The following is a 23,027-nucleotide window of genomic DNA, read 5'->3' as shown; positions in this document are numbered from 1 at the left end:
AAAAACCCACCATGCTTGTCGGAAACACACTCATCGAATACGACCGTTCAGCCAGAGAATGGCAAGCCAGAACCAATACGCAAACCCTGGCGTTCCCCGCTGGCGAACAAGGCAAACAAGCGGCAATTGCTACGGCAATTGCCGCCGCCGACCCGGAGCTGCACCAGGCTCTCAGCGAAATGCTCAAACGCTACCCGGCACTCGGCAGCCGCGTTTGGCGCATGGGGATGCTCATACTGGCCGGGCATATCCAATTCATTCAAGAAGATGATGTGATAGCACACGTCAAATCCTACAGCCAGCCAGATACCCAATATGAAGTCAGATGGTCTGGCCGTAACTACTATTGCGGCTGCCAAGACTTCCATAACCCCAACTGCCCCCGCGTCCGCTGGCGCGACCAGCGCGTCTGTATCCACATCGGCGCAGTACAAACCCTACATTTCCTCGGCAGGTGGCCGGGCGACTAAAAAGCCGATAAACCCGCCACTATCGAAAAGGAACGCATTATGCAACAATCTGCAAATACCAATCATCGCATTTATGAATACATGACCAAAACCACCTGGCTGCACACGCAAAACGCGCTGCACTTCACCAAAGACTCTGGTGAACCCATCCCCAAGTTGCAGCTTTTTGCCGGCATGTATCGGCAAGGGGAGGGCGCTAATATCCAATTGTCGCATTGGCTCGACGCCGATGACGCCCGCGTCATCTTTGCCGATCTTTCCTGGGGTAAAGCAGTGGACTTCACCGACTACAAAGGCAGCAACGGCGAAAAACCTATCAGTCGGGTGCTGCGTATCAATGCCAAAGACAGTAAGGTCTATTTCCAGCTTACCGAAGGGCCAGGCAAAGCCACACCAACCGGCGCTATCACACCGGCCGGCCAGGTGGAAAAGAAAATCAATGTCGGCATGACCGCCCTGGACGCCCGCAAGATGGCTTACACAATCTTGGAATACATGCAGGCCCACACGACCGCGCAGATCATCATGCAAACCATGCCAGCGCCCAGGCGCGAACCATCTGCAATCGCAAAAGCAATTGCTGGCGACGATGACCTGGTTGGGGAACTCTTTGGCTATGGCGACCGGCCAAAACGCGCCACCGGCCAATCTTTTCGCGGCCGCGCCATAACCACCACCGCCGCCCCCAAACTACCAACCCCCATCAAACGCGACGGCATACCGTTGTACGGCTCTGGCGACTCCGTCGCCGCGGAAGATGTCAACGCCTACGAAGAATATCTCCAAGCCAACGGCCAGCGCCTGCCGCAAAGCCGCGAGGCACTCATGTCATGGTTTTACAGATAAACAACTACGCCCCCCTAACAATTACCATCTTAAACCCGCAGGAGGCATCATGACCCAAGAAGAATTTGAAAAACTTAGTCCCGGCGACAAACTACAACACCCACAGACTGGCGTTGTAGTCGTCAAACACACGTATTTGAAATACGTCTACGATACAGTGCCCGCCCGACAAGTCGTTTGGGCACTCGAAACAGAAGACGGCCGTTACCTCAAAGAGCAAGACCGCGACGTAGCCAAGGTCAGAAAGGTAAAATAGCAATGACTAAAGTCACAGTCGCCCAAATCGCCAAAAGCGGACAGTTGCTAGATCGCTACGAAGTCATCGAAAGCCCCAGCACAATCAAAAGTAACAACCGCAAATATCCCAAAGTTGGCACGCGCCTATCCTGGCAACAATACAAAGAGGATTACCCCGGCGTCACGCTGACACTCGACAGTTCAACCTACATTGACTGGAAAACTGGCAAAAGAAACAAATTCCCATGATCAAAACCATCACAACCTACACCCACAACAAGCCAGCGTCACCGCTGGCCCAAGAGCCGGTCGTAGACCCTGACCGGCTCTTCTTCGTCACCGTCCAAAACGACGGCAGAACCGGCTTTCTGGCCGGGCCGCTCGAAAGCCATCAAGAAGCGCTTGACCTGGTAAGCCCGGCCAAGCGCCTGGCTAACGCCAGCGACCCCTGGGCGGCCTTTTATCAATTCGGCACGGCATCCCTGCCGCGCAATCACCCACGGATGCCCACCGGCATTTTGAATAAACAACTGGAGGTAAACGTTATTTATGGCTGACACACAACTTAAACACACCATCGAAGGCGCAATGTCTATCACTGGCGCATACACCGGCGTCGGCATTGTCTACCAAGGTAGTAATGGCGTGTACAACTGGCAATATTCTGGCAACCCGGTAGGTTCGCGGCCCATAGCTACCATTCGGGATGGCTCACTGAGCGCAATCGCAAGCACCGCCACCCCTGAAGAAGCAGAATTTATCAGAGACATATCGAACAATGCCGTATATTGACCCAAGATCTCCCACAATCCAAAAAGAAAGCGGGAAAACATCTCGCCAACTAATCGCCCTGGCCGACAAAAACAACTGGCCCAAGCTCAAAGCAGGCCGCAGCATCTTTATTGACCAATCCTCTTATGAGCAATGGCTCACAACCCAAACAGAAGGAGAACCAAGCAATGTCTAAGCCCATCCACATCGGCGATCCCGATGCCGTCGAACGTCTGCAAGCCAAACTCGAAATACTCGAAAAACTGCAAGCTACTATGAAAGCGGCCAACAAAATTGCCCGCAACAGCAAAATGCACCCGGATGTCAAAATCCAGGAACTTACCAAGCTGGGCATCACCGAAGAAAACACCACCGTACTGCTCACTCCTCGCTATGGCGGGCACGTAGGTTTCAGCCCCTGGCAATTGACCAACAACAACGCCGAAATCACCCGCCTTAAAGGGCGGCTCGTCCAGGCCGAAGCCGCCACCAAACGCCAATCCTCCGATAAAACCAACGAAGATGGCGTCCGCATCGAATGGGCTGCGGAAGACAGCCGCGTGCGGCTCTACTTCCCTGAAACCCGCGTCAGCAATGCCATGTACAACACTCTTCGGCGCAACGGCTTTGTCTTTGCCCGCACTCTGGGCGCTTTCAGCCGCATGTGGACAAACAATGATGCCAAACATCACGTCCAAACCGTTCTAAATGCGTACAAAGCAGAACAAGGCGAGAAAGTCCATGCCTAAGTACGAATTCCGAATCAGAAAGGTTGGAGACCATCGAGACTGGCGCGACATCCCAAAAGAAACTATCAACGAAAGCCCAGAAATGGCCGAACACCGCGCCAGAACCATCGTTAATTACCTGACTTCCATTGTCGAAGTCCGTTACAACGTCGAAGGATCACAGCAAGGACACTATGTAGCAGGCAGCGACGAAAACCGTCGCCGGCATACCGAGGGAAATCACAATGTCAAAAGCTAAACTCGTTCTCGCAGAAGTAACCGTAAAACCCGAAACCAGCCAGCGTAGAATCGTAGTGCGTCGGAATGAACCGCTTTACCAGGTCATCGAAGCGCACAATATGCCATCCGTCTCACCAATCGTAAACACCCGAATAACCTGGGGCGAATTGCACGAGACGTATCCAGAAATTTGTAGAATCGCCACACTCGAAGTATCGAGAACAATCTTCGTTGATTGGGCCAGCTACAAATATCTGGATAAAGACGGGAACCCCATTAATGTCCAAAAATAACCAACCCTTATCAATTACCCGCAATGGGCAAACCGTTCTCTGCTATGGCGAATGGGAAGAAGATAGCAACGCAATATGTGTCTTCGACGACGAAGATTTTGATGCAACTTGGTGCGAAGGGGCTGACAACTGGACGGAAGCTGTTGAAATTCTGACCGCATATGCCAAGCGAAACAACACCACCCTGATCCAATTAGAGGCTTGCTAATGCCCAAGTACACACTTATCTACGTCAAAGATATTCACAACCGCCGCTATCGTATTGCCCAAGAGCATTACGACAGCAGCAGAACACTACTATCCTTGTTCAATCAATTCGGGAAAAAACTGGCCGACAACCCTCGCAACAAAGGCGAGCCAATCGCTATTCACCGAGACAACATCGCGCACATAATCACCAAAATCTAAAAAGAGCCTGGCATTGAGCCAGGCTCTTTTTTTCGGCTTAACAGCCGAAACCCTCCGAATCTTTTAGCTTCGGAGGAAAAGCATGTCAACTCAAACCGTACCAACCCAACGTGTTTACATCCACTCAGACCACGTAACCTACAGTACCTATTACGCCCTCGATGAAGAAGAGGACACCATTGTCGCCCTGCAAATGCTCGGACCAGAACAGGCAGTTAAAGCAGCCTGGGCGCACCTGGTATCCAGTGGCAAACAAAGCACAATGATTGACAGGTTCTCAGTCACCCTGGAAGGCTCCAAAATGCACGTCATGATGAAAGCTGTATTGCCTGATTCCAACTGGCTAGAAATGTGGTTAATCCACAAACAGGCCATCCCGAACCAGATCAGCCCTAGCAAAACGTGTTTCTACCTTTTCCAGCCACAAACCGGTTCCCACACATTGGACCAACTCTACTACCAATTCCAAGCCCCTTTTCTAAACTTGCTGGACCGCGTAATCAACACACCCGTCTTACCACAATGGGCGCGACACCTTTGGAATGCTGGCGATAACAAAGGCTTAATCAGCCCGCCACTCCCAGCCGAACGCAACGTCTTTGCTTACCGGATCAAGATCGATCCGGACGCCTGGCAACAAATCATCACTGATGGCCTGCGATACGGCCACATCACCTTTTAACCTCAACCAACACAAGGAGAGAAACACAATGCGTCTCGCCAACACTGACAAGGCCGGCTATTTCCCCACGGACGAACCTGTCACTAACATGATCCGCACTTATATCACCGCGCCTAATGGCGGCCGCATCCTCGACCCCTGCGTAGGCGAAGGAGAAGCCCTGATCCCGCTGGCGCGAGATTTAAACCTGATTCCCTATGGCGTAGAACTAGCAATCAACCGGGCAGCCGCCGCAGAACGTAACATCAAGAGCCTTATTGCCATGCGGCCGGATGCCAGCCAACTCGCTGGCCGCCACTTGCTGGCCGACAGCTTCGCGGCAATGATTGCCCCCAAAGAGAGCTTTAACTTCATTTACGCCAATCCACCATACCTGATGACCGAAAACGGCCGTGCTGAATACGCCTGGCTGCGCGACGCACGGCCATATCTACAACCAGGTGGCCTGATGATTTGGGTAATTCCACGTCATCTGCTGCACTACGAAAAAACGGCGCCCTATCTCCTCTCCTGGTTTGAAGACATCCAGATTTTCCGGTTCCCTGACCCGTTCTACGAACGATTCAAGCAAGTCATCGTCTTTGCCGTCGCACGCAAAGACCGCATCAGCCCAGAAGCCGATGCTGTACGGAAAATCCGCCAATTAGGGCAGCCCATCCAGGCCGTAGACATCGAACCCTTAATTCCTGCTCCTGAGCCAGTATACACCCTGCCAGCCTTAACCCTGCCTCAAGACCAAATGCGCTTTCGTAGCTGGAACACCAGCCCGGCAGACGCCAGCAAAGAAGCCCACGCCAGAGGCGTGATCACTACGGCAGCCTTCCGGGAACTAATCGCCCCAACCACCAGCAAAGGGCCGGACCTCCGGCCTGTCACCCCGATGAAGATCGGCCACCTGATCGGTGTCATCGCCGCTGGCTTTCTCAACAATCAAATCCTGACAAACGACGACGAGCGCATCCTCATCAAAGGGTTGAGCTACAAACAGGGCAGAATAGTCACGGTTCAGCAAGAAAACCCCAACGCTGGCGGCAAAGACGAACACGCCTACACCGAACGAACAACCAACACAGACCAGGTGATCACCAGCATTACCACAATCACACCCAAAGGCGATGTTACCGCATATGAGGGCGCAGCCCTCAGCAGCTTCATGGCGAAGTGGCTGCCTGTGCTGACCCAGGTTGTTACCGACCGCTATCCACCGTTGTACAACTTCGACTACAACGGCTACGAAGCGGCCATCAACAAGCTAAACCTGACACGGAAGATCCCCATCGTCAACCGGCCTGGCCTACTGCCCGCTCAAAAACACGGCATCGCCGCGGCCGCCACTCGCCTGGAAAATAACAAAGACTGCTGGATCGACGGCGAAATGGGAACCGGCAAAACCGTGATGGGCGCTGGTGTACCGGCAATCATGGCTGCCAAAGGCTACCCCATGAATCACATCATCATCCTTTGCCCGCCGCACCTGGTAGACAAATGGCAGCGCGAAATCAAATTCGTTTGGCCTCGCGCCAGCGCGATGGCCCTGACCAGCCGCCAGGACATTGACAAATTCTTCAGCTTGCCCGGCCCAATCTTCGGCGTCATCAAAGAAACCACCGCCCGCGCCGGCAGCGGCTGGGCGCACGCTTACCAGGCACGTTTGGGCGCAATCATGCACAAGCCACGGGCACAAGATGGCACTTTCGAGATACTACACTCAAGCGTTTTAACCAACGGACACGCCAAAGAAATACTGCCCGAAAAACTACATAATCGGCTGCCCGACTTAAGAAAAAGACGACATGTACGTTGCCCAGCCTGCGGTCACATTCAAACTGACGACGAAGGCGTTTCGCTAAGTCCCGGCCATTTCACCAGCAAACAATTCTATTGCCGCAAATGTCACGGCGCTTTGTACCAGGACAGTCGGCGTTACACACCCAATCAAAAGCCAACAACCTTCAAGCTGCACGCTAACCGCGTCAAAATGCTGGCGGCCAAAGACTACCTACCCACGCCCACAAATGAAGGTTACTCCCGCTATCCGCTGGCAAGCTACATCAAGCGGCAGTACAAAGGCAAACTAGACCTCCTGATCGCTGACGAATGCCATCAGTACAAATCAACTGACAGCGACAGAGGCTATGCGTACCACCGGTTGGCTGTCTCTGCCAAACGTGTCCTAAACCTGACCGGGACCACCTACGGCGGCAAAGCATCAACACTCTTCTCGCTGCTTTACCGCAGCTCATCGGATATGCGACACGCTTATGATTACGCTGGAGAAAATGGCTTAAAGAAGTGGATAAACCAGTACGGCATCATGCAGGAAATAACCGAAGTAAAATTCGATGCCAACGGCTTTGAAACTGGCAACAGCCGCAGCAAAACCCGCGTCACCGAACTGCCTGGCGCATCACCGGCCATGCTGCCCTGGCTGCTCAACCGAGCCGTCTTCATCAGCCTCAAAGACATGGGCATGGCGCTGCCTGACTATCAAGAAATCCCGGTCGGCGTCTACATGACCAGCGATCAGCAAAATCTCTATGACCGCTTTGCCGACACGCTCCGCAAAGAGATGGCCGAACGATTGCAACACAACGACAAATCACTGTTGGGTGCATATCTGCAAGCCCTCTTATCCTGGCCTGATAGTCCCTGGCGCGCCAAACGAGTGGTAGACAAGAAACGCCTGGCTGCTGGCTATGACCTCGATGCAGCCACCATCGCCCAAGTACCCGCGCTCCGCGATGACCGGCTGTATCCCAAAGAAGAAGAGATTGTCGAACTGATCAAAGCCGAGAAAGCCAACGGCCGTCGCGTGCTGCTGCTGTGCCAACAAACCAGCACCCTGGACATCACGCCACAATGGGTAAAAATGCTCAAAGACAACGGCCTGAAAGCCGTTGTCCTGACAGTCGAACCCAACAAGCGCGAAACCTGGGTGAAACAGCAGGTAAAAGCCAATGTGGATGTCATCATCACACACCCCAAGCGCGTAGAGACAGGTCTGGATTTGCTCGACTTTCCCACCATCGTTTGGATGGGCACAGAATACTCTGTCTACACCATCTTGCAGGCCAGCCGCCGATCCTGGCGGATCGGCCAAGACCGGCCGGTCAAAGTGTACTTCTACTACTACGAAGACACCTTGCAATCGAACGCCATCCGCCTGATCGCCGCCAAAGTCGGCGCAGCCCTCCGCGTGCGCGGCGATACGCTGCCAGAGGACAGCATCAGCGAAATGGACGACCTCGCCAACGCAGACATGATGACCGAATTAACCCGCATCGCCCTGCAAGGTGGAACCGGCAACCAGGTAGAAAGCCTGGAAGACCTCTTCGCCAAAGCCAACGCGGATGTTGCGAAAGAAAACATGATCCTCGGCGGATTTGACGCCCAGGCCATTTACACTGACCTGGGACCAGAACCAGAACCGGCAATCGTCCAGGCGGCAAGTCCAATAGAAGAAACCACCTTCAAAACAGCAACCGTCACAGTCGGACCCACCATCTCTAAACAACACCACAGCACACCAGCAAACGGGAAACGCTTTGTATTCGGCGTCGGGATGGTAGACGCAGCCGAGGCTGACAGGCTGATGGGCAAAACACCGAAACAAGAACCAGAACCGGACCTTCAAGTCACTTGGAAAAAAGCCGTGATCGTTCCAACCCGCAACGGCGTACAAGCCGTGCCCATTGCCGACCCAGACCCCGCAGTAGTGGCAAATCCAGCTCCGCCGGCGGGCGCCTGCCACTACAGACACGCAGCGGCCTACAATCCAACACCTGCAAGATATGTTGCGCAGCAGCACCAAACCCAAACGCAAACCAACAGTCGCACCGCCATCCCTCTTTGCGCCCGCGCAAATGTCTCTCTTTGGTTAGTGGCGATGGGGCAGCTTCGCTGCCCCATCCGTCACTATTCACACACGGCCGTGCCACATATCATATACACAAGGAGATAGCCATATATGAAAACAGTCAAATGCAAAGGCTACTATGGCCCCTACACTTGGGAACAAACCGTATATATGGATGAGGAAGACGACCGCGACCCGGTAAAAGTTGCCATCGCCCAATTAAGAAAAGACGGCCATATGACTCTAGGAATGGCCTCAGTTGGTGGCAAAGTCGTCTCGATCACAGACACAAACGAAGAAGAATGAACGCATTAACCACCACCGAACAAACCGAACTCCGCAACCTGGAAATCGTCATTGAGAACGGACTCCAAACCTTTTTCGATGTCGGCAATGCCCTGAGTGCAATCCGCAGCCAACGCCTTTACCGCGCCAGCCACGAAACCTTTGAAGAATACTGCAATCAGCGGTGGAAAATGAGCCGCAGCTATGCCAGCCGGATGATCGGCGCAGCCGATGTGGTCAACAACTTGTTGCCAATTGGCAACAATGAACCGTTGCCGACCAACGAAAGCCAGGCACGGCCGTTGACAAAACTAGAACCAGAACAACAGCGCCAGGCATGGCAGACTGCCGTGGAAGCCACAGGCGGAAACGTCACAGCAACGGCCGTCAAACAAGCAGTAGAAGAAATTACAAACCCGGAAGAAATCGCCTACGAGTGGCTCAAAACTTACACGGACGGTCACAGAAACTGGACCAGTCTCACGGCCAATCAGACCTACCACGGCTCTTCCCCTTGCTGGCAAAGATACGAGCGAGAACTGCCCTACATTGCAAAAGGCTCCAAAGGCAAATTGCATCTCAAAATCGCCAGGGAACGACTGCTTTACGAACGCAATCTAACCATCACCCCAGAGCAGGTTGAAGGGTTAATCACCGCCGCAGTAAACGACTGGCTGCATGAGAACGCAAGCGTAGTAGAAATTGCCGATCTGTTACAAAGATGGATGACACCGAACAACGGCAGTTTTCTTCCATCAAGAAACAAGCTCGACGACCGAACAGAAGGCATCAGCCCCAACAAAATTCGGGCAGCCCTGGAAGCCTGTTACGAGCGAGTGGCATACATTCACGACGATCCACCAATAACCCAAATGCCTGGCGAGGACACGGAAAGATACCTTGCGCGAACACTCGACAACATTGAGAAAACAACAGTAACAAAGCCTCAACCAGAATCGAGCGAAGAACGTCGCCAACGTCACATGCGAAAAACAAGATTGTATTTCAAACCAATGCAGGACTATGCCGCTACATGCGATTACCTCAGCCCAGATGATGAACAGGTAGACACAGAAGTAGCACTCGTAGGATTATTGTCAGGGCAGGTCAACATATACGATCCGGCCGACCTGCAAAAGAAACTAAAACACCTGACAAAAGAAGAAATAACAAAACAGTTATACGCTCATCCAATACGGCACATTGATGACGCAATTATCAATGTTCGTCGCTGGCTAAATCAACAAACAGGCACAAGCGAAACGTCAACCATCGAACCAGAGCGAGGCGAAGACATTGCCGATGTCATGTTCCAACACTTGACCGGAACCAAACCTACACCTGTGTCTGCACCTGATGTCAATGTTCACGACCCAATCATGCTTTGGATGTTTCACAAACACCCTCAAGACCTTCGTGGTCAATTCGCGGTAATGAAAAACCTACTCGAACACCAAGAAGATTCCGAACTATGGCCAGAACTGATAGAACAACTCCCATCTGGCTGGAAAAAACGGCAAGTCGTTAACACAATAAAGCTATTTTACAACCTAACCAGACGGCTGCTTTTTGGCATAGATGTGGCGGAGGCACGAACAAAATTACTCGTAATCGTCTCAAAACTCGACAGCAAAACCGAAAGAGACACTCTATTTCTTCTCAACACCGCAGTCTTAAAGCTCTTTGATGCCGAAAAGCAGCTCAAAAACTCATCATTGGCCGAGGAAACAATACCTCACACATGGAAACCGTAACACGAACCTGCGACATCTGCACAAAAGAAGCCACCTGGATAGACCCGGAAGATTCCCGATACGGCTATTGTGACAGGCACAAGCCCTATATCAGTGCCATTGGCTACTGCGAAGGGTGCGGCCAGCAATTGCCAGAATGCCGTCATTCCAATATGAAATACTGCACTAATGAATGCCGTCGCAAGACGAAAACCGCTCCGGCCCTGACGGGCCAGACGGAGCAAGTTTAATCTAAAAAAGCCCACCGGCTTATAGTCGGTGGGCTTTTTTTTAGTGGCAATCACATCGAGGCCACCCCTCAAACTCGCCACTACTTACACAACCAGAAGCGTGCTAACATAAATTTCATGGCATTAGCGCATCAACTTATCCTACAAACCTCCTACAAGGTGGAATATTACACAGACCCGCTCATTACGGCCGCTGCGCGGCGCGTAATGGGCAGCATTGACCTGGACCCGGCCAGCAGCCCCACCGCCAACCAAACCATCATGGCAGGGGCTTTTTTTTCTGCGCCAGAACCGCAGCTTGTCAGCCAGGCGGCTGACGGCCTGCCAGTTTACCAAATCGCAAAGGGCGGACTAGCCCACGAATGGCACGGCAATATCTGGATGAATCATCCCTTTGGCGCACGCGAAAGCGCGTGCAAAAGCCGCTGCCAAAAAAACAAATGCCCGGAGCGCGGCTTTCACATCGCCAACAACCAACCCGGAAATGAAGATTGGATCGCCCACCTGGTCACAGAATACAGCCATGGCCACATCCAACAGGCATGTTGTATCACCTGGGCCAGCACGTCAGAAACATGGTTCCGCCCACTCTATGACGGCCTCATGTGCAATTTGATTCCCCGCACAGGTTACATTCTGCCAGATGGCACAAAAAAGCCCGGCGCAACCAAAGGCAGCGTCGTGACCTACTTTGGCGACAACTGGCAAGCATTTGTTCAAGAGTTCGCCCCACTCGGAGCCATACCAAATCAAAAACTACTAGACAGGTCAGGTTATAATCAAAAATGACAAGATAGCTACCCTTCTTCGTATAGTAGACCCGGCCAAACCGCATCTGTTTTTTTCTCATCAAGCGAAACAAAAACAGACCATTTGTAGACCATGACAGACGATACAACCCCACCCACAACTGGAAATCTTAACGCAACTGGATGGCACTCAGCCATTGCCGCCGAACTTGGCCGACTCACCTCCCCACTCCAAGTCAAAACAGTCACAGCCGTTATCACGGCGCGACTAAACGGCGAACCCTATGACACCGATGCCTTTTGGGGTCGGCCTGACACCTGCTCCCGGTCTACATGGAACAAATGGAAAAAGCATGACCGAGCCTTCAACAGCGTACTTGAAAGGGCCTGGGACATTACCAAAAGCTGGCAAACCGAAGAAGCTACCAACGCCATCGAACGCGCCAGCACCATGCTGCAACTGGCAGCCCCCGACATGGCGAAAGGCGTGATTACCCTGGCCTCCGGCCTCGACGAAAGAGGACGCCTGGTCAAACACGCCGACCGGCTACGGGCGATGCTGTCCGCGCTGGACCGCGCCAGCAGCACCACTGCTCCCAAAGGCCAGGTGGAAGTCCGCGGTCTGGAAGAAGCTCTCGCCCGCATTTATGGCGATGAGGAAGAAAACGCATGACGGCGCTGGATCGCGCCATAAGCGCGGCCAAAGAAGCCGGGATGCCACCAGACCAGATTTCCCGCTTTTTGCGTGCCGGCTACGTGCCCCAGCCTAAACAAATGCAATTTCACGCCCTGGCACGCCTTGCCGACCTACCTAACAAACCTGACCGTATTGCCATGGGAGGCGCACGCGGACCAGGTAAATCTCACGCAATCATGGCTCAAGTATCCCTTGACGATTTGCAGCGTTTCGATGGCCTCACGGCGCTTTTCTTGCGAAAAGTCGGCAAAGCTGCACGAGAAAGCATGGACCGCTTACGCGCCAACACATTCATTCGGATACCTCATGAATACAACCGCAACGAGGGTATCATCCGGTTTCCCAATGGCAGTAAAATTATCGTCGGAAATTTTCGCCACGCTGACGACATAGATAAATATCAGGGGGTAGAGTTTGACATTTTAGTCGTCGAGGAGTACACCCAAATCCCCCACACGCGCATCGAGATGCTCGAAGGATCGCTGCGAACCAACCGCAGCGACTACCGACCACGCGAATACAATTCAGCCAATCCTGGCGGCCTCGGCCACCAGGATTTCAAAAAACTCTATGTAGAGCCTAATCGAAAAAAGCAAGAGAGCGGCCGTCACCGCTTCATCCCCGCCACCTACAAAGACAACAAATTTCTTGATGCCGGGTATGTGCAATATCTGCTGGAGCTACCAGGACTGCTGGGGCGGATGTGGCGCGACGGCGATTGGGACGTTGGGGCCGGCATGTATTTCACCAATTGGGACTATGACAAGCATGTCATCGCCCCATTCTCTATTCCCGCCTCCTGGCCGATTTGGGGGAGCTTTGACTATGGCTTTAGCCATCCCACCGCCGCCTACTGGTGGACGGTAAACCCCGACAACGGCACATATTACACCATTGCCGAACATCACCAACCTAGGTGGTTGGTTCCCGAACACGCCCAGACAATGAAAGAAATCGCAGGCCGTTTAATCCGGCCTATGCCGGTTTTCCTCGCCGGCCACGATGTTTTTGCCCAAAAAGGCGACGAGCAGGGCAAAACCATTGCCGACCAATATGCCGAACAAGGCATTCATTTAGTACGCGCCAACATCAACCGGCTCAGTGGAGCCGCCGAGATGCTAAAACGGCTGGGCAACCCGCAAGCCAACCTACCGCCAACATGGAAAATCTTCAACACCTGCCCAAGCCTGATTGACACTGTTCCAGCCATGCTGAGCGACCCACACCGACCAGAAGACGTTTTGAAGATTGACGCCGACATCGAAGGTAATGGCGGCGATGATCCTTATGATTCAGCCAGGTATGGTATCTGGGGACCAGCCAAAGCCGTGAAACAACAACGACAACCCCAGCCGTATGCCGTAGCAACTATGTAAGGAGATAGCATATGTCATCAACTCTATATTTACCTGTGCCCAACGCCAAAGAAGCATTAGAACGTATTCCCAATCAAAATGCAGATTGGTTGCTCGCTAATCTGAAATTTTATAACGGCGATCACTGGCAGAGAGGGACCGGCTGGACCGGTCCCTCTCTGCCAAGCACCCATGCAAAGTATAGTCACACGATGCAGCTGCTCGAACAGATTTTTGTGTCTCGTAACAGCATCGCTCAGGCCGTGAACCAACACGTCGCTGGTGTGCTAGGTAACCCGCCCCGATGGACAATTACGGGCGGCGATGAGGCTCTGGCGAAAGAGGCCCAGGACTTGCTTACGACCTGGCTGGCAAACCAAAAGGGTTATGCTATGCGGGCGTTGAGCGAGGCAACTAAGCTATGTTCCCCGATGGAAACAGTGAACTTGGCCACAAAACACGCTTTACTCACCACGAGGGGTGGGCTGCGTCTCTTTGTCGCCGTCCCAGAACAACTTAAAGATGTCCAGGATAAAGCGGATAAAGAAACAGCCAGTCAGCATCATCTAGCGATTTTGCCTGCGGAACTCGCTATCAACCAGATTTTCGTCCACAACCCAGATCCGCGACACGTAACCGTGTTTGTGGACAAGAACACCATGACGGCCGTTGGCCTCTACACCTACCTCGATGACGACGAACAAAAAGCTGAACTGAGCTACATCGCTCCAGACGGCAATACCATCCTGCTCATCCTGGACGAAACCGGTGTCGAATCCGGCATCCCATTGCCGCTGGGACGGCGATTACTGCACTATGAAATCGAACGGCCGTTATTCATCACCCAACAAATTCGCGCCGCGCAAAAGGCGCTCAACAAAGCCGAAACGATGACCAGCAAGAACCTCGACGCGGGTGGCTTCCTGGAGCGCGTCTTCCTGAACGCTCAACCGCCCGGCGTTTGGGAGAAGAACGACCAAACAGGCACGGAAGATTTCAAGCCCACACCTTTGGAAATTGGGCCAGGCATGACCACTTTCCTCTCTGGAATGGAAGAAATGCGGGCCGATGGTACACGTACTTACGCCACACCAACGGCACTCTTCCGCGAACCAACCAACCCAGACGCATTTACCAACACAGCCGAACATTACCATGCAACCATCCTGGAACAATGCGGGCAGCTTCACACCCTGCTTTCCAAGCAAGGCAACATCAGCGGCGAAAGCCGCAGCCAGGCGCGAGACGCCTTCAAGAAATCCTTGTTGGAAACCAAACCGGAAACCGACAAGGCGCTTATCTGGTTGTTGGAAACCGTGTTAGCACTGACGGCTGTGCTGTCAGGCCTACCCGGTCGCTACGAAGCATTAGCCGTTTCCCGTGGATTGCCAGCTAGACCTGGGCATTGTTACCAGTGATGAAATTAGCCAAGCTGTGCAGTCCTATCAAGCTAAACTCTTGAGCCGCGAGACAGCCATGTCTAAGATCGGCATTTCCGATCCAGCAGCAGAAAAACAGCGCATCGAAGACGAAGGAGAGCAACTTGCCAGCAATGACGACGATACAAGCCTGTGACCTGCACAGCAGCTCCCTGCCAAAATCAGCTATCAGCCTGGCGAAACGTATAGCCAATTTACCGGCCGGTGAATACGTTATTCGCCTTACACGCGGCGAAAAAGGGCGCTTAGTATGGCAAATCCTGCAACCTTATGGAGACCCAGAGGTCAGCAAAGACTAGTTCATACTCCGGTAGCATGTACTATCATTCTTGGGCAATTTTAGATGGCGGATCTCGACCCCCCATTGGTCTTTATCATCAACTTTGGCGGCAAGAGAGGCAGCATAACAAACGCCGATCTGGACGCTTTCGCCACCATATGCGACGCGCAATGGGCTTACCTGGGCGCTAACTTTACCTGTGAGAATCCACGCGCCGACCAGGTGCGCCATGCCTTGAAGAAGTTTTTTCAAGACATCTTGCAGTACGCCGAAACCGGCATCCCTCCGGGATAGTGGCAAACCTGAGCGCGCCGGCACCCAATCCTGCCACCAATAGCCGCTTGCGTCTGCCAGTTTCTTCATGCTAGAATCTGCTCAACAACCTAAACGCGGCCGATGAGCTTACCCTCACCGACGACGCGCCCGGACCATTAGAAACACGGCGCTGATGACGATCAAGGATCGTTGTCAGCGCCGTTTTTTATTTCGGCCAGGCCAAGGGCCAGCCCCACACAACCCCGTTCAAGGAACAGGTGAATATCATGCGAAACATGCGACGTTTTTATCTCAGTCCTCACAGCGATCCGGGCAACCCCAGCGCAAACAATACACCGGCGCAGCAGCCCGCGCAGCAAGCACCGGCGCAGCAGCCAGACCCGCAAGCAGCCTTTCAAAGCCTGCTCGACCGCAATGCCAATGACGCGCAGCGCGTCGCCTGGTTACTGTACAACGACAACCACGCAGCCCGAAGCGAGGCCAGAGACTTGCAGACCAGAGTTTTGGAGATGCAAAACCAAATGGTGCAGCTTCAGCAGCAAGTGCCAACCGATGGATCAGTGGTGCTAAGTGGCGAACTGGTGAACGCCTGGACACGCTACCAGGCGCTTGGCACGCCTGAGGACATCGCTACATTGCAACGTAGTTACGTGCTGCGCGACGCAGCCGAGGCGCACGAATACAAGGTATCTGTGCTGCAAACCCTGGCGAACAATCTGACATTAGAACTGCGTCCCAACGTCGAAGGCGGCGGACAAACCGCCTACGTCGTCACAGGCGAAAACCAGGCCACCCCCCTGCCAGAATACGTGCAAAAGAATTGGCCCGACTTCCTGCCAGCGCTGGAAAACAAACCGCAAAGCCTGGCATTCCCGAAACAAACGATTGGTAGCCCGTTGCCAAATGGAAACGCAGTGCAGGCTGAATTAAACCGTCATTATGCAATCCCGAAGGAGAAATAACTAAATGGCTCAATTAACTAGAACAATGAACCAAATCACTGCACCTCGGTGGGCAGGTGATTTTTTGAATCCTGACCACCTGATACCAGGTGGAGCGCGTGTGGACGCTGCCCAATTCAACGCTTACGATGCCGTTGCCGTCATCGTAGGCGCGGCCGGCGCTTCTGCCAACGCCACATCCGTTCCCGTAGACGCCGTAAGCGGCCCCATCCCTGCCGGCACAGTGCTGGACTTTGGCGAGAAGAAACTGGCTGTGCTGACAGCCGCTGCCGTTGCCGGAGCTACGGTCTTGATGGTTCGCGCCATCCCCACGGCTCTCGTCAGCGGAGACACGGCCGTCTACAAAGGCGTAGGTCGCAAGATCATTTTGAGCGGCACGGCCGTTGGCCGTACCTTCGCCGAACGCGCTGCCGGCACAAACTTCGGGCCAGCCCTCCACACCGATGACGAAATCTACCTGGTAGCCTTTGACGTTCCTGACGCCGACCGCAACCCGGACATCGTACTCTACCGACATGGAAGCGTGGTCAAAGAAAATTTCTTGCCTGGCTACGCCACAATAGACGCAAATCTGCTGACCAAGCTCCGCGCCGCATACGCAACCACCATCGGCGCGGACTAAGAGCCTACCTATCCCCACAAGGAGCATGAAAAATGGACTTGATCACCTTGCTGAACGAAATCCGCCAAAATAACGGATTTGAACAAATCGCCCGCAACCCGGCCGCTCAATTCGGCCGGCCACGCCGCCAATACCTCGGAGCAACCCTCCTGCCAGAACGGACTGACATCCCCGGCAATGCTTACCGAGAAGAAAATATCCGCTACCGGACAGTCGTAGCCAACTCTGGCACACGCTACAGCCCTACCCAGAAAAAAGAAGGAGACTTGGTAGGTAGCTTTTGGGTAGAGTTGGCCGAAAGCGACATCGCCCGCGAATTTACCGGCCAGAAATACGACACGCTGTTAAGCATCCTCCAGGGCAATCGGTCAATGCAAGCCATTGCTTCGATCACGAACTGGCTGGACACAACCGTTAACCTGGCTCTGGTCGAACTGCTGGAGGCGCAACGCTGGCAAGCCATCGTCAACGCCCAAATCGTCCGCACCGGCGACAACAAACTGAGCGAAACAGTTGTCTACTCAAATCCAGCCGGCCATCGAGCAGCGGCATCCGCTGCCTGGTCGGAAATCACAACCGACCCATTCGCAGACATCCACGCCCGCGTAGACCTCTTGGCCAGCAAAGGCTACACCGTCAACCGCATTATCACCCGCCGCAACGTCCTCAGCATCATGGCACAAAACCCCAAAGTAAAGACCCGTGTAGGCGTAGCCGTTGTCAACGAAGACGGGCAGATCACCAGCGCAGTTGGCCGTGCTTCGCACGACGCCATCAATGGCGCTTTGCAGGCCGATGGCCTGCCGGCCATCGAGTTGTATGATCAGCAATACACCACACAAAGCGGCACCGAATTTTTCCTGCCTGCAGGCACAATGGTCTTCGCCTGCACCACCGGCCAGTCGGAAGAAATTGACCTGGGCGACCAGGCCAACACCATCTACGACACATTGGGTTACACGGCCATCGGCCGGGGTGTAGGGCAATCAGCCAACGGCCGTGTCATCCGGGCTGAAGCATACACCAACAAACCCCCGCGCATCGAGGCTGAAGGCTGGCAAACAGCCCTGCCAGTCATCACCGAACCGGAAGCCCTGGCGGTGATTCACACCATCAGCTAGGAGTCAGTATGTTTACTTACGGCGAAGGCGCAACCGAGTTAATCAACCAGCTACGCAACGAGGTTCAAGACAACAAGGAATCACCGGATGGAGTTTTCCCCCTGGGCGAAAACTTTGGAGATGATCACCTGACGTATCTCTACCATGACGAAAGCCAGCATCTCGGCCGTTTCACGGCGCGATGCTGCGAGATTCTCGCACGCGCCTACGCCCGCTTCCCAACCGCTTCGCGGTTGGGACCATCTGACGAAACGCTGAAAGCCGCAGACTACTACAGCGCCGAGGCTCGACGCCTAAGACAACTGTATGGCTACCCCAACAACACCGGCATCCGCTATCCATTCAGCGGCAGCGTGCCGTTTCAGAGTGTACCATGACACGAATCCAACAGCGGCGAAGCCTAAATCGCGCCTGGCGGCGCATTGCCGAAGTTGCCCAAGTGCCCGCAACGGCCACCAACAGCAGCCAACGGCAGACCGTTGTCTCCTCTCTGCGCTGCACCCATGTGCAAGCAATGGAAGACCAGGATAAAGAACGCGCCCGCATGGGCGATGTCGTCCGCGCTTACGTGGTCTACACTGAGCCGGCTAATGGGATCGCAACGAACATGCGCTTCCTCCTGGACGGAGATTACCGCATCCATGCTGTCACCCCACACCCGGCCGGACGACCCATTTACCTGGAAATCCACCTGGAGGAAGAAGCCTGATGTGGCTGACGGCTGAGTTTGCAGAAGTCATGAGCCAGCTTTGGAAGCTGCGCCGTGACAACCACCAAATGCTCTCCGCCCTGGCCCAAGACGGCCCCGTCGTCAATCGTACAGTTGCCTGGATCGTGCGCGAACTAACGCTAGAGCTAATAGACGCCGCACCAGTGCTAACCGGAACCCTCGCCAGCGCCCACCGAGGCGTGGCCGAAGGCCACGAAGGGCTGCTCTTCATTGACCAAAACGTGCAAAACCCCGTCTTTGGCGGGTTCCCCGCCTTCTACGGCGAAGAGGTCCATGAGATCGGCGCGTTTGGCGGCTGGGCACACCAAATCCCTGGTGGCGCGAAACGCTTGAAGACAGAGGCGACCAGATTCTTGCCGAAGGCATGTTGATGCTAGACGCCGACATTGATGCACTATGGAATCAATAATTAACGAAACCCTGGCAGAAATCTGCCGCATCCTGACAGAACTACTTGTCCCGACTCACGCCAACGCCGTCTACGACTACCGCACCATGCCGGCAAAACTGCCCTTCGTCATCTCGGCCAGCTTCGCCGGTGGTAGGCCAGAAGTAGACACGTCAGCCGGTATAAGACCCGTCTTGACATTCTTTCTGGTAATGGAAACGCAGCATGAGAAAACAGTGGACAGCTTACGCCTGGCCGAACAACGACTCAACAGAGCAGAAGGCATCATCTACCAGGCTTTCAATCACACGTACCAGGTACACGACGGTCATTGGATTTTTGCCGAAATCCACCGCGACAGCGCCCGGCCGCCGTCGCCCCCGAATTATCCAACGTCCCGTCTGGGAACCATTTACTTACGAATCATTGTCTGAGGTAACTATGCCCAATCAAACCTATTTATTAGCGAGAAACGTTTTTTATACCAATCCCGGCCACCCGCTGTGCAACTGCCTGATCAAGCCCGGATTGAAAAAGCAAGACCTGAAAGCCACCTATCCAAATCTGGACGAAAAAGAAGCGGCCGAGGTGGCCAAGCAATTCGGCAAAGATGGCACGCTGCTTTTAACATTTCCTCACCTGGATGACAAAGACCGCGCCAAACTGGTGGCTAAAGGCACTATCGTCGCTTACCACCTGGAAGCCAAATAGATTCGCTATTTCTCAAGGAGACCTAATCAATGGCAGACCAAAAAACCATCAACGCATTTGTACCCCATCGCGGCGATCTCAAAGTGGGGATCAGCGCCGCCGCGGTAACGGCCATTACCGCATTTACAACCGCCCAAGCGATCAGCATCAAAGGCGTATTGCGTAAATTTGAGCGCAGCAACACCCCAGCCCGCCCAGAAGAATCCATGCGCGTCAGCGGCCACCCAAAACCGCTTTCCTTTGTCGGCGGCGTCGAGGAAACCGAAAAGTGGCGCATCGTCATCGTTGACGATTTCTTCAAGGGCGCAGCCGGCGAATGGGGCACAGACCTCTTAACCGCCTATGAAATTTTCGACCTGCACCTGCGCCACGAAATCCCATTAGACAGCCTGGTTGGAACCCCAGCCGGCGAAGCGACTGGTATGAAATCCATCGTCCTAGACACCCCCATCACCGTGCTGTCTGTCACCCCAGCCAGCATTGACGCCGACGCCAAGCGCGGCCAGGAATTGGAAATCATCGTCAGCACGCCCGGCCACGAATACGCCGATCACGCTTAATCGAAACCCGCCAATAGTGGCAGGTGTAGCAGCTTCAGCAGCTCCATCTGCCACTAACTACCTAAACAATCCAATAGTGGCAGGCCCGCCGGCCGGCGCGCCTGGTTTTGCCACTATTACCAAAACCCTGAACCGGCTGGAAAGACCAGCCGGGCGCACGCAGCCCCGGTCGGGCGGAGGACCGCTCGACCGCCGCTGTCTGTCCCCAATGCCGTCAGAGTTGGCGGAAAGACCGCCAACCGTGCGCAAAGAAAAAAGCAAAGAAGGAGCTATCTCATGACCCAACCCACCATCGAAAATACCAAACGCATTGATGTACCCAAAGATATGGCCCCACTAATCGGCCATGTCTTCGTCCCTGTTATTTTGACGCCCAAACAATTCCATGAATTTTGGGAGATAGTCAAACGGCAAGAAACGCTTAAAGACGACCGGCACGCCATCATGCAAGCATACGAAAGCCGTAGAGTCCTGGTAAGACAAAGCCACCTGTACATAGGCACAGAAGCCGTGACCTTAACGCCATCGGGCGACGACCTGGCAGACCAGGCCATCGCCCCCTTCATTGTGGCCGCGACCCAAGACTGCGTAAACCGTGCCACCCGCATCCCTACCTTGCCCGATCCATCCAAGACTGCCACCGAGTAGGATCGGGCAGCGCCCCGCCCAGGCCCTGGGCCTGGCATATGGCGCAATGGTGTGCAGGACCGGACAAACGGCTGCCCTATCCGCGGGGCAACTGGTACGAAGACCAAACATGGAACACCCTGCCATTACAAGCAATGCGAATTGTCTTGCTGGCTGAAAAAGTATTCAGCAAGCCAGGGGACGAGTGGGAAGACTTCGAGATCAACTTCTTCGATTGGTTATGGGACGCCGTGCAGCTATACGACGCCCTGGACAAACTGCCAGCAGAGTTAACGAACGAAGACCAGAGCCTGCTGGCGCAGGCTAACCGGATTTTGCAGAAAGAACACGAGTATCTCAATGGCTGACGACAAGCATCTCCAGGCAAAAGTCACCATCAACAGCGACGTTGATGGCCTTAAACGCATCACCCTATCCTCTACGGACACCGAAAAGGCCATCAAGCAGCTCAACCAGGCTGTCAAAAACGCCGGAACGGAAGCGCGGGAAAGCAGCCAGGACATTGACAAACTGGCGAAGAACCTCAACGACCTCGAAAGCGAACTCAAACAAAATGCAGCCGCAGCTAAAACAGCCGAAGAAATACTCAAAGACCTGAACAAAGGCGCGTCACGGGGAGCAACCGACATTGAAAAGCTCGCCTACGAACTGCAAAAGTCCGCGCAGCATTGGAAAACCCTGAACTCCGCCCACATCACCGCCAGATCCGAATATAAGATTTTGCAGGCAACCATCGGCACAACCACCGAGCAATTTGAGCAGCAAAGCCAAAAGATCAAAGACGTACAAAAACAAGAACTGGCCGCAATTGAAAGCACCAGAGAGCTAGTAGAAGAGTACAGGCAGAAAGCCGGCGTCTTAGGCATGACCAACACCCACTATGATCAGCTTTCCAGGCGGCTGCAAGAAGCCGAAGGCTGGATCACCGGCATCACTCCCAAGCTAAAAATGCAAGAGAAAGGCTTCAAGGACGTGGCCGGAGCGATAGACCATGTGGGCGACGAAGTGCGCGGCCTGGGAAGCATATTCAGCGATGCAATGGGGCGCATCAACACCGACATTGATGAAGTCCTGATCGGCGCAGCCGTCGCCGGCTTTAATTTCGTGGTAGATGCCGCACAAAATGCCGGTCGAGCAGTCGTTGAATTTGTCAATGAAGCAAACACAGAGTTTCAGGACTTCGACAGAGAAATCAGACAAGTCTACACCCTGATCCCCGGCCAATCAGAAGCCATGAAGCAGGCGGTCGGTGGGGATCTGCGAGAAATGGGCAAAGAAATCGGGCGCATTTCCGACGAATACCTGCCGGCAATGTATCAAGCCCTCAGCCTGGGCATTCCGAAGGATAATTCCCTCGACGCTCTCAAGACAGCAAGCCAGGCGGCCAGAGCCGCCAACGCGGAACTAACCCCCACCCTCGTCACCGGCCAGAGCATTGTCAACGCCTATGGCGGCGAACTTTACGACCTGAACCGGGTCTACGACCTACTGTTCTTTGCCGTAAAGAACGGCGCCGTAACTATTGACGAACTTAACGCCGGCATGAGCGAAATCACCAGCGTGGCCGGGGAAGCCAACGTGCCGTTGGAAGACATAGTAAGCGCCATCATCGTGATGACCAAGCAAGGTGATTCATTCAACGAGGTCAGCGGACTTATGTCCAACATGCTCACCCAACTGAGCATCTCT

32 protein-coding genes are annotated in these 23,027 nt (G+C 54.0%); all 32 read left to right on the top strand.

Going from position 1 to position 23,027, the window contains the following annotated elements; translation table 11 throughout:
* Positions 1-11 precede the first annotated feature (11 nt).
* The gene (locus IPM39_25025; protein ID MBK8989288.1) at positions 12-470 is read left to right on the top strand and encodes a hypothetical protein; all 459 of its coding nucleotides are present in this window, start codon (positions 12-14) and stop codon (positions 468-470) included.
* A 39-nt stretch (positions 471-509) separates the two neighbouring features.
* Positions 510-1,316: a hypothetical protein gene (locus IPM39_25020; GenBank protein MBK8989287.1), complete on the top strand. Its 807-nt coding sequence runs from the start codon at positions 510-512 to the stop codon at positions 1,314-1,316.
* Between the two features lie 49 nt (positions 1,317-1,365).
* On the top strand, positions 1,366-1,572 hold the full coding sequence (locus tag IPM39_25015) for a hypothetical protein (GenBank protein ID MBK8989286.1): 207 nt from the start codon (positions 1,366-1,368) through the stop codon (positions 1,570-1,572).
* A 2-nt stretch (positions 1,573-1,574) separates the two neighbouring features.
* A complete protein-coding gene (locus IPM39_25010) occupies positions 1,575-1,802 on the top strand; it encodes a hypothetical protein (GenBank protein ID MBK8989285.1) in 228 nt (75 codons plus the stop codon).
* Complete coding sequence (locus tag IPM39_25005; protein ID MBK8989284.1) at positions 1,799-2,110, top strand: hypothetical protein; 312 nt, start codon at positions 1,799-1,801, stop codon at positions 2,108-2,110. Before IPM39_25010 ends, IPM39_25005 begins: the two co-directional genes overlap by 4 nt.
* Positions 2,103-2,345, top strand: a complete 243-nt coding sequence (locus IPM39_25000; protein ID MBK8989283.1) for a hypothetical protein — start codon at positions 2,103-2,105, stop codon at positions 2,343-2,345. The genes IPM39_25005 and IPM39_25000 overlap by 8 nt, the downstream gene beginning before the upstream one ends.
* A 167-nt stretch (positions 2,346-2,512) precedes the next feature.
* Positions 2,513-3,073: a hypothetical protein gene (locus tag IPM39_24995; GenBank protein ID MBK8989282.1), complete on the top strand. Its 561-nt coding sequence runs from the start codon at positions 2,513-2,515 to the stop codon at positions 3,071-3,073.
* A complete protein-coding gene (locus IPM39_24990) occupies positions 3,066-3,311 on the top strand; it encodes a hypothetical protein (protein MBK8989281.1) in 246 nt (81 codons plus the stop codon). Before IPM39_24995 ends, IPM39_24990 begins: the two co-directional genes overlap by 8 nt.
* A 260-nt stretch (positions 3,312-3,571) precedes the next feature.
* A complete protein-coding gene (locus IPM39_24985) occupies positions 3,572-3,793 on the top strand; it encodes a hypothetical protein (protein ID MBK8989280.1) in 222 nt (73 codons plus the stop codon).
* On the top strand, positions 3,793-3,993 hold the full coding sequence (locus IPM39_24980; protein MBK8989279.1) for a hypothetical protein: 201 nt from the start codon (positions 3,793-3,795) through the stop codon (positions 3,991-3,993). The genes IPM39_24985 and IPM39_24980 overlap by 1 nt, the downstream gene beginning before the upstream one ends.
* 82 nt (positions 3,994-4,075) lie before the next feature.
* A complete protein-coding gene (locus IPM39_24975) occupies positions 4,076-4,675 on the top strand; it encodes a hypothetical protein (protein ID MBK8989278.1) in 600 nt (199 codons plus the stop codon).
* A gap of 28 nt (positions 4,676-4,703) precedes the next feature.
* On the top strand, positions 4,704-8,636 hold the full coding sequence (locus tag IPM39_24970; GenBank protein MBK8989277.1) for a hypothetical protein: 3,933 nt from the start codon (positions 4,704-4,706) through the stop codon (positions 8,634-8,636).
* A 6-nt stretch (positions 8,637-8,642) separates the two neighbouring features.
* A complete protein-coding gene (locus IPM39_24965; protein ID MBK8989276.1) occupies positions 8,643-8,837 on the top strand; it encodes a hypothetical protein in 195 nt (64 codons plus the stop codon).
* Positions 8,834-10,570 carry a hypothetical protein gene (locus IPM39_24960; protein ID MBK8989275.1) on the top strand — a complete coding sequence of 579 codons (1,737 nt, stop codon included), beginning with the start codon at positions 8,834-8,836 and terminating at the stop codon, positions 10,568-10,570. Before IPM39_24965 ends, IPM39_24960 begins: the two co-directional genes overlap by 4 nt.
* A gap of 347 nt (positions 10,571-10,917) precedes the next feature.
* Positions 10,918-11,589: a hypothetical protein gene (locus IPM39_24955; GenBank protein ID MBK8989274.1), complete on the top strand. Its 672-nt coding sequence runs from the start codon at positions 10,918-10,920 to the stop codon at positions 11,587-11,589.
* Between the two features lie 93 nt (positions 11,590-11,682).
* On the top strand, positions 11,683-12,222 hold the full coding sequence (locus tag IPM39_24950) for a hypothetical protein (GenBank protein MBK8989273.1): 540 nt from the start codon (positions 11,683-11,685) through the stop codon (positions 12,220-12,222).
* The gene (locus IPM39_24945) at positions 12,219-13,622 is read left to right on the top strand and encodes a hypothetical protein (GenBank protein ID MBK8989272.1); all 1,404 of its coding nucleotides are present in this window, start codon (positions 12,219-12,221) and stop codon (positions 13,620-13,622) included. The genes IPM39_24950 and IPM39_24945 overlap by 4 nt, the downstream gene beginning before the upstream one ends.
* Before the next feature lie 11 nt (positions 13,623-13,633).
* Positions 13,634-15,019 carry a hypothetical protein gene (locus tag IPM39_24940; GenBank protein MBK8989271.1) on the top strand — a complete coding sequence of 462 codons (1,386 nt, stop codon included), beginning with the start codon at positions 13,634-13,636 and terminating at the stop codon, positions 15,017-15,019.
* Positions 15,020-15,153: 134 nt separating this feature from the next.
* Positions 15,154-15,339 (top strand): hypothetical protein, encoded by a 186-nt coding sequence (locus tag IPM39_24935; protein MBK8989270.1) that lies wholly within the window; start codon positions 15,154-15,156, stop codon positions 15,337-15,339.
* Between the two features lie 44 nt (positions 15,340-15,383).
* On the top strand, positions 15,384-15,614 hold the full coding sequence (locus IPM39_24930; protein MBK8989269.1) for a hypothetical protein: 231 nt from the start codon (positions 15,384-15,386) through the stop codon (positions 15,612-15,614).
* Between the two features lie 248 nt (positions 15,615-15,862).
* A complete protein-coding gene (locus tag IPM39_24925) occupies positions 15,863-16,558 on the top strand; it encodes a hypothetical protein (protein MBK8989268.1) in 696 nt (231 codons plus the stop codon).
* A gap of 4 nt (positions 16,559-16,562) precedes the next feature.
* The gene (locus IPM39_24920) at positions 16,563-17,180 is read left to right on the top strand and encodes a hypothetical protein (protein MBK8989267.1); all 618 of its coding nucleotides are present in this window, start codon (positions 16,563-16,565) and stop codon (positions 17,178-17,180) included.
* A gap of 32 nt (positions 17,181-17,212) precedes the next feature.
* A complete protein-coding gene (locus tag IPM39_24915) occupies positions 17,213-18,301 on the top strand; it encodes a major capsid protein (GenBank protein MBK8989266.1) in 1,089 nt (362 codons plus the stop codon).
* Between the two features lie 8 nt (positions 18,302-18,309).
* Positions 18,310-18,678, top strand: a complete 369-nt coding sequence (locus IPM39_24910) for a hypothetical protein (GenBank protein MBK8989265.1) — start codon at positions 18,310-18,312, stop codon at positions 18,676-18,678.
* The gene (locus IPM39_24905) at positions 18,675-19,010 is read left to right on the top strand and encodes a hypothetical protein (GenBank protein ID MBK8989264.1); all 336 of its coding nucleotides are present in this window, start codon (positions 18,675-18,677) and stop codon (positions 19,008-19,010) included. The genes IPM39_24910 and IPM39_24905 overlap by 4 nt, the downstream gene beginning before the upstream one ends.
* Positions 19,010-19,402, top strand: a complete 393-nt coding sequence (locus IPM39_24900; protein ID MBK8989263.1) for a hypothetical protein — start codon at positions 19,010-19,012, stop codon at positions 19,400-19,402. The genes IPM39_24905 and IPM39_24900 overlap by 1 nt, the downstream gene beginning before the upstream one ends.
* A gap of 25 nt (positions 19,403-19,427) precedes the next feature.
* Positions 19,428-19,853 carry a hypothetical protein gene (locus tag IPM39_24895; GenBank protein MBK8989262.1) on the top strand — a complete coding sequence of 142 codons (426 nt, stop codon included), beginning with the start codon at positions 19,428-19,430 and terminating at the stop codon, positions 19,851-19,853.
* 7 nt (positions 19,854-19,860) lie between these two features.
* Positions 19,861-20,130 (top strand): hypothetical protein, encoded by a 270-nt coding sequence (locus tag IPM39_24890; GenBank protein ID MBK8989261.1) that lies wholly within the window; start codon positions 19,861-19,863, stop codon positions 20,128-20,130.
* 29 nt (positions 20,131-20,159) lie between these two features.
* Positions 20,160-20,690, top strand: coding sequence for a hypothetical protein (locus tag IPM39_24885; protein ID MBK8989260.1), 531 nt, complete (start codon positions 20,160-20,162; stop codon positions 20,688-20,690).
* A 276-nt stretch (positions 20,691-20,966) separates the two neighbouring features.
* Positions 20,967-21,338, top strand: a complete 372-nt coding sequence (locus IPM39_24880) for a hypothetical protein (GenBank protein MBK8989259.1) — start codon at positions 20,967-20,969, stop codon at positions 21,336-21,338.
* Positions 21,339-21,376: 38 nt separating this feature from the next.
* Positions 21,377-21,685, top strand: a complete 309-nt coding sequence (locus IPM39_24875) for a hypothetical protein (GenBank protein MBK8989258.1) — start codon at positions 21,377-21,379, stop codon at positions 21,683-21,685.
* On the top strand, positions 21,678-23,027 hold a 1,350-nt coding region (locus IPM39_24870), incomplete at its 3' end, for a phage tail tape measure protein (GenBank protein MBK8989257.1). The genes IPM39_24875 and IPM39_24870, both read left to right, overlap by 8 nt.

The sequence above is a fragment of the Candidatus Leptovillus gracilis genome, from assembly GCA_016716065.1.
GTDB lineage: Bacteria > Chloroflexota > Anaerolineae > Promineifilales > Promineifilaceae > Leptovillus > Leptovillus gracilis.
This window is presented reverse-complemented; position numbering and strand designations above follow the sequence as displayed.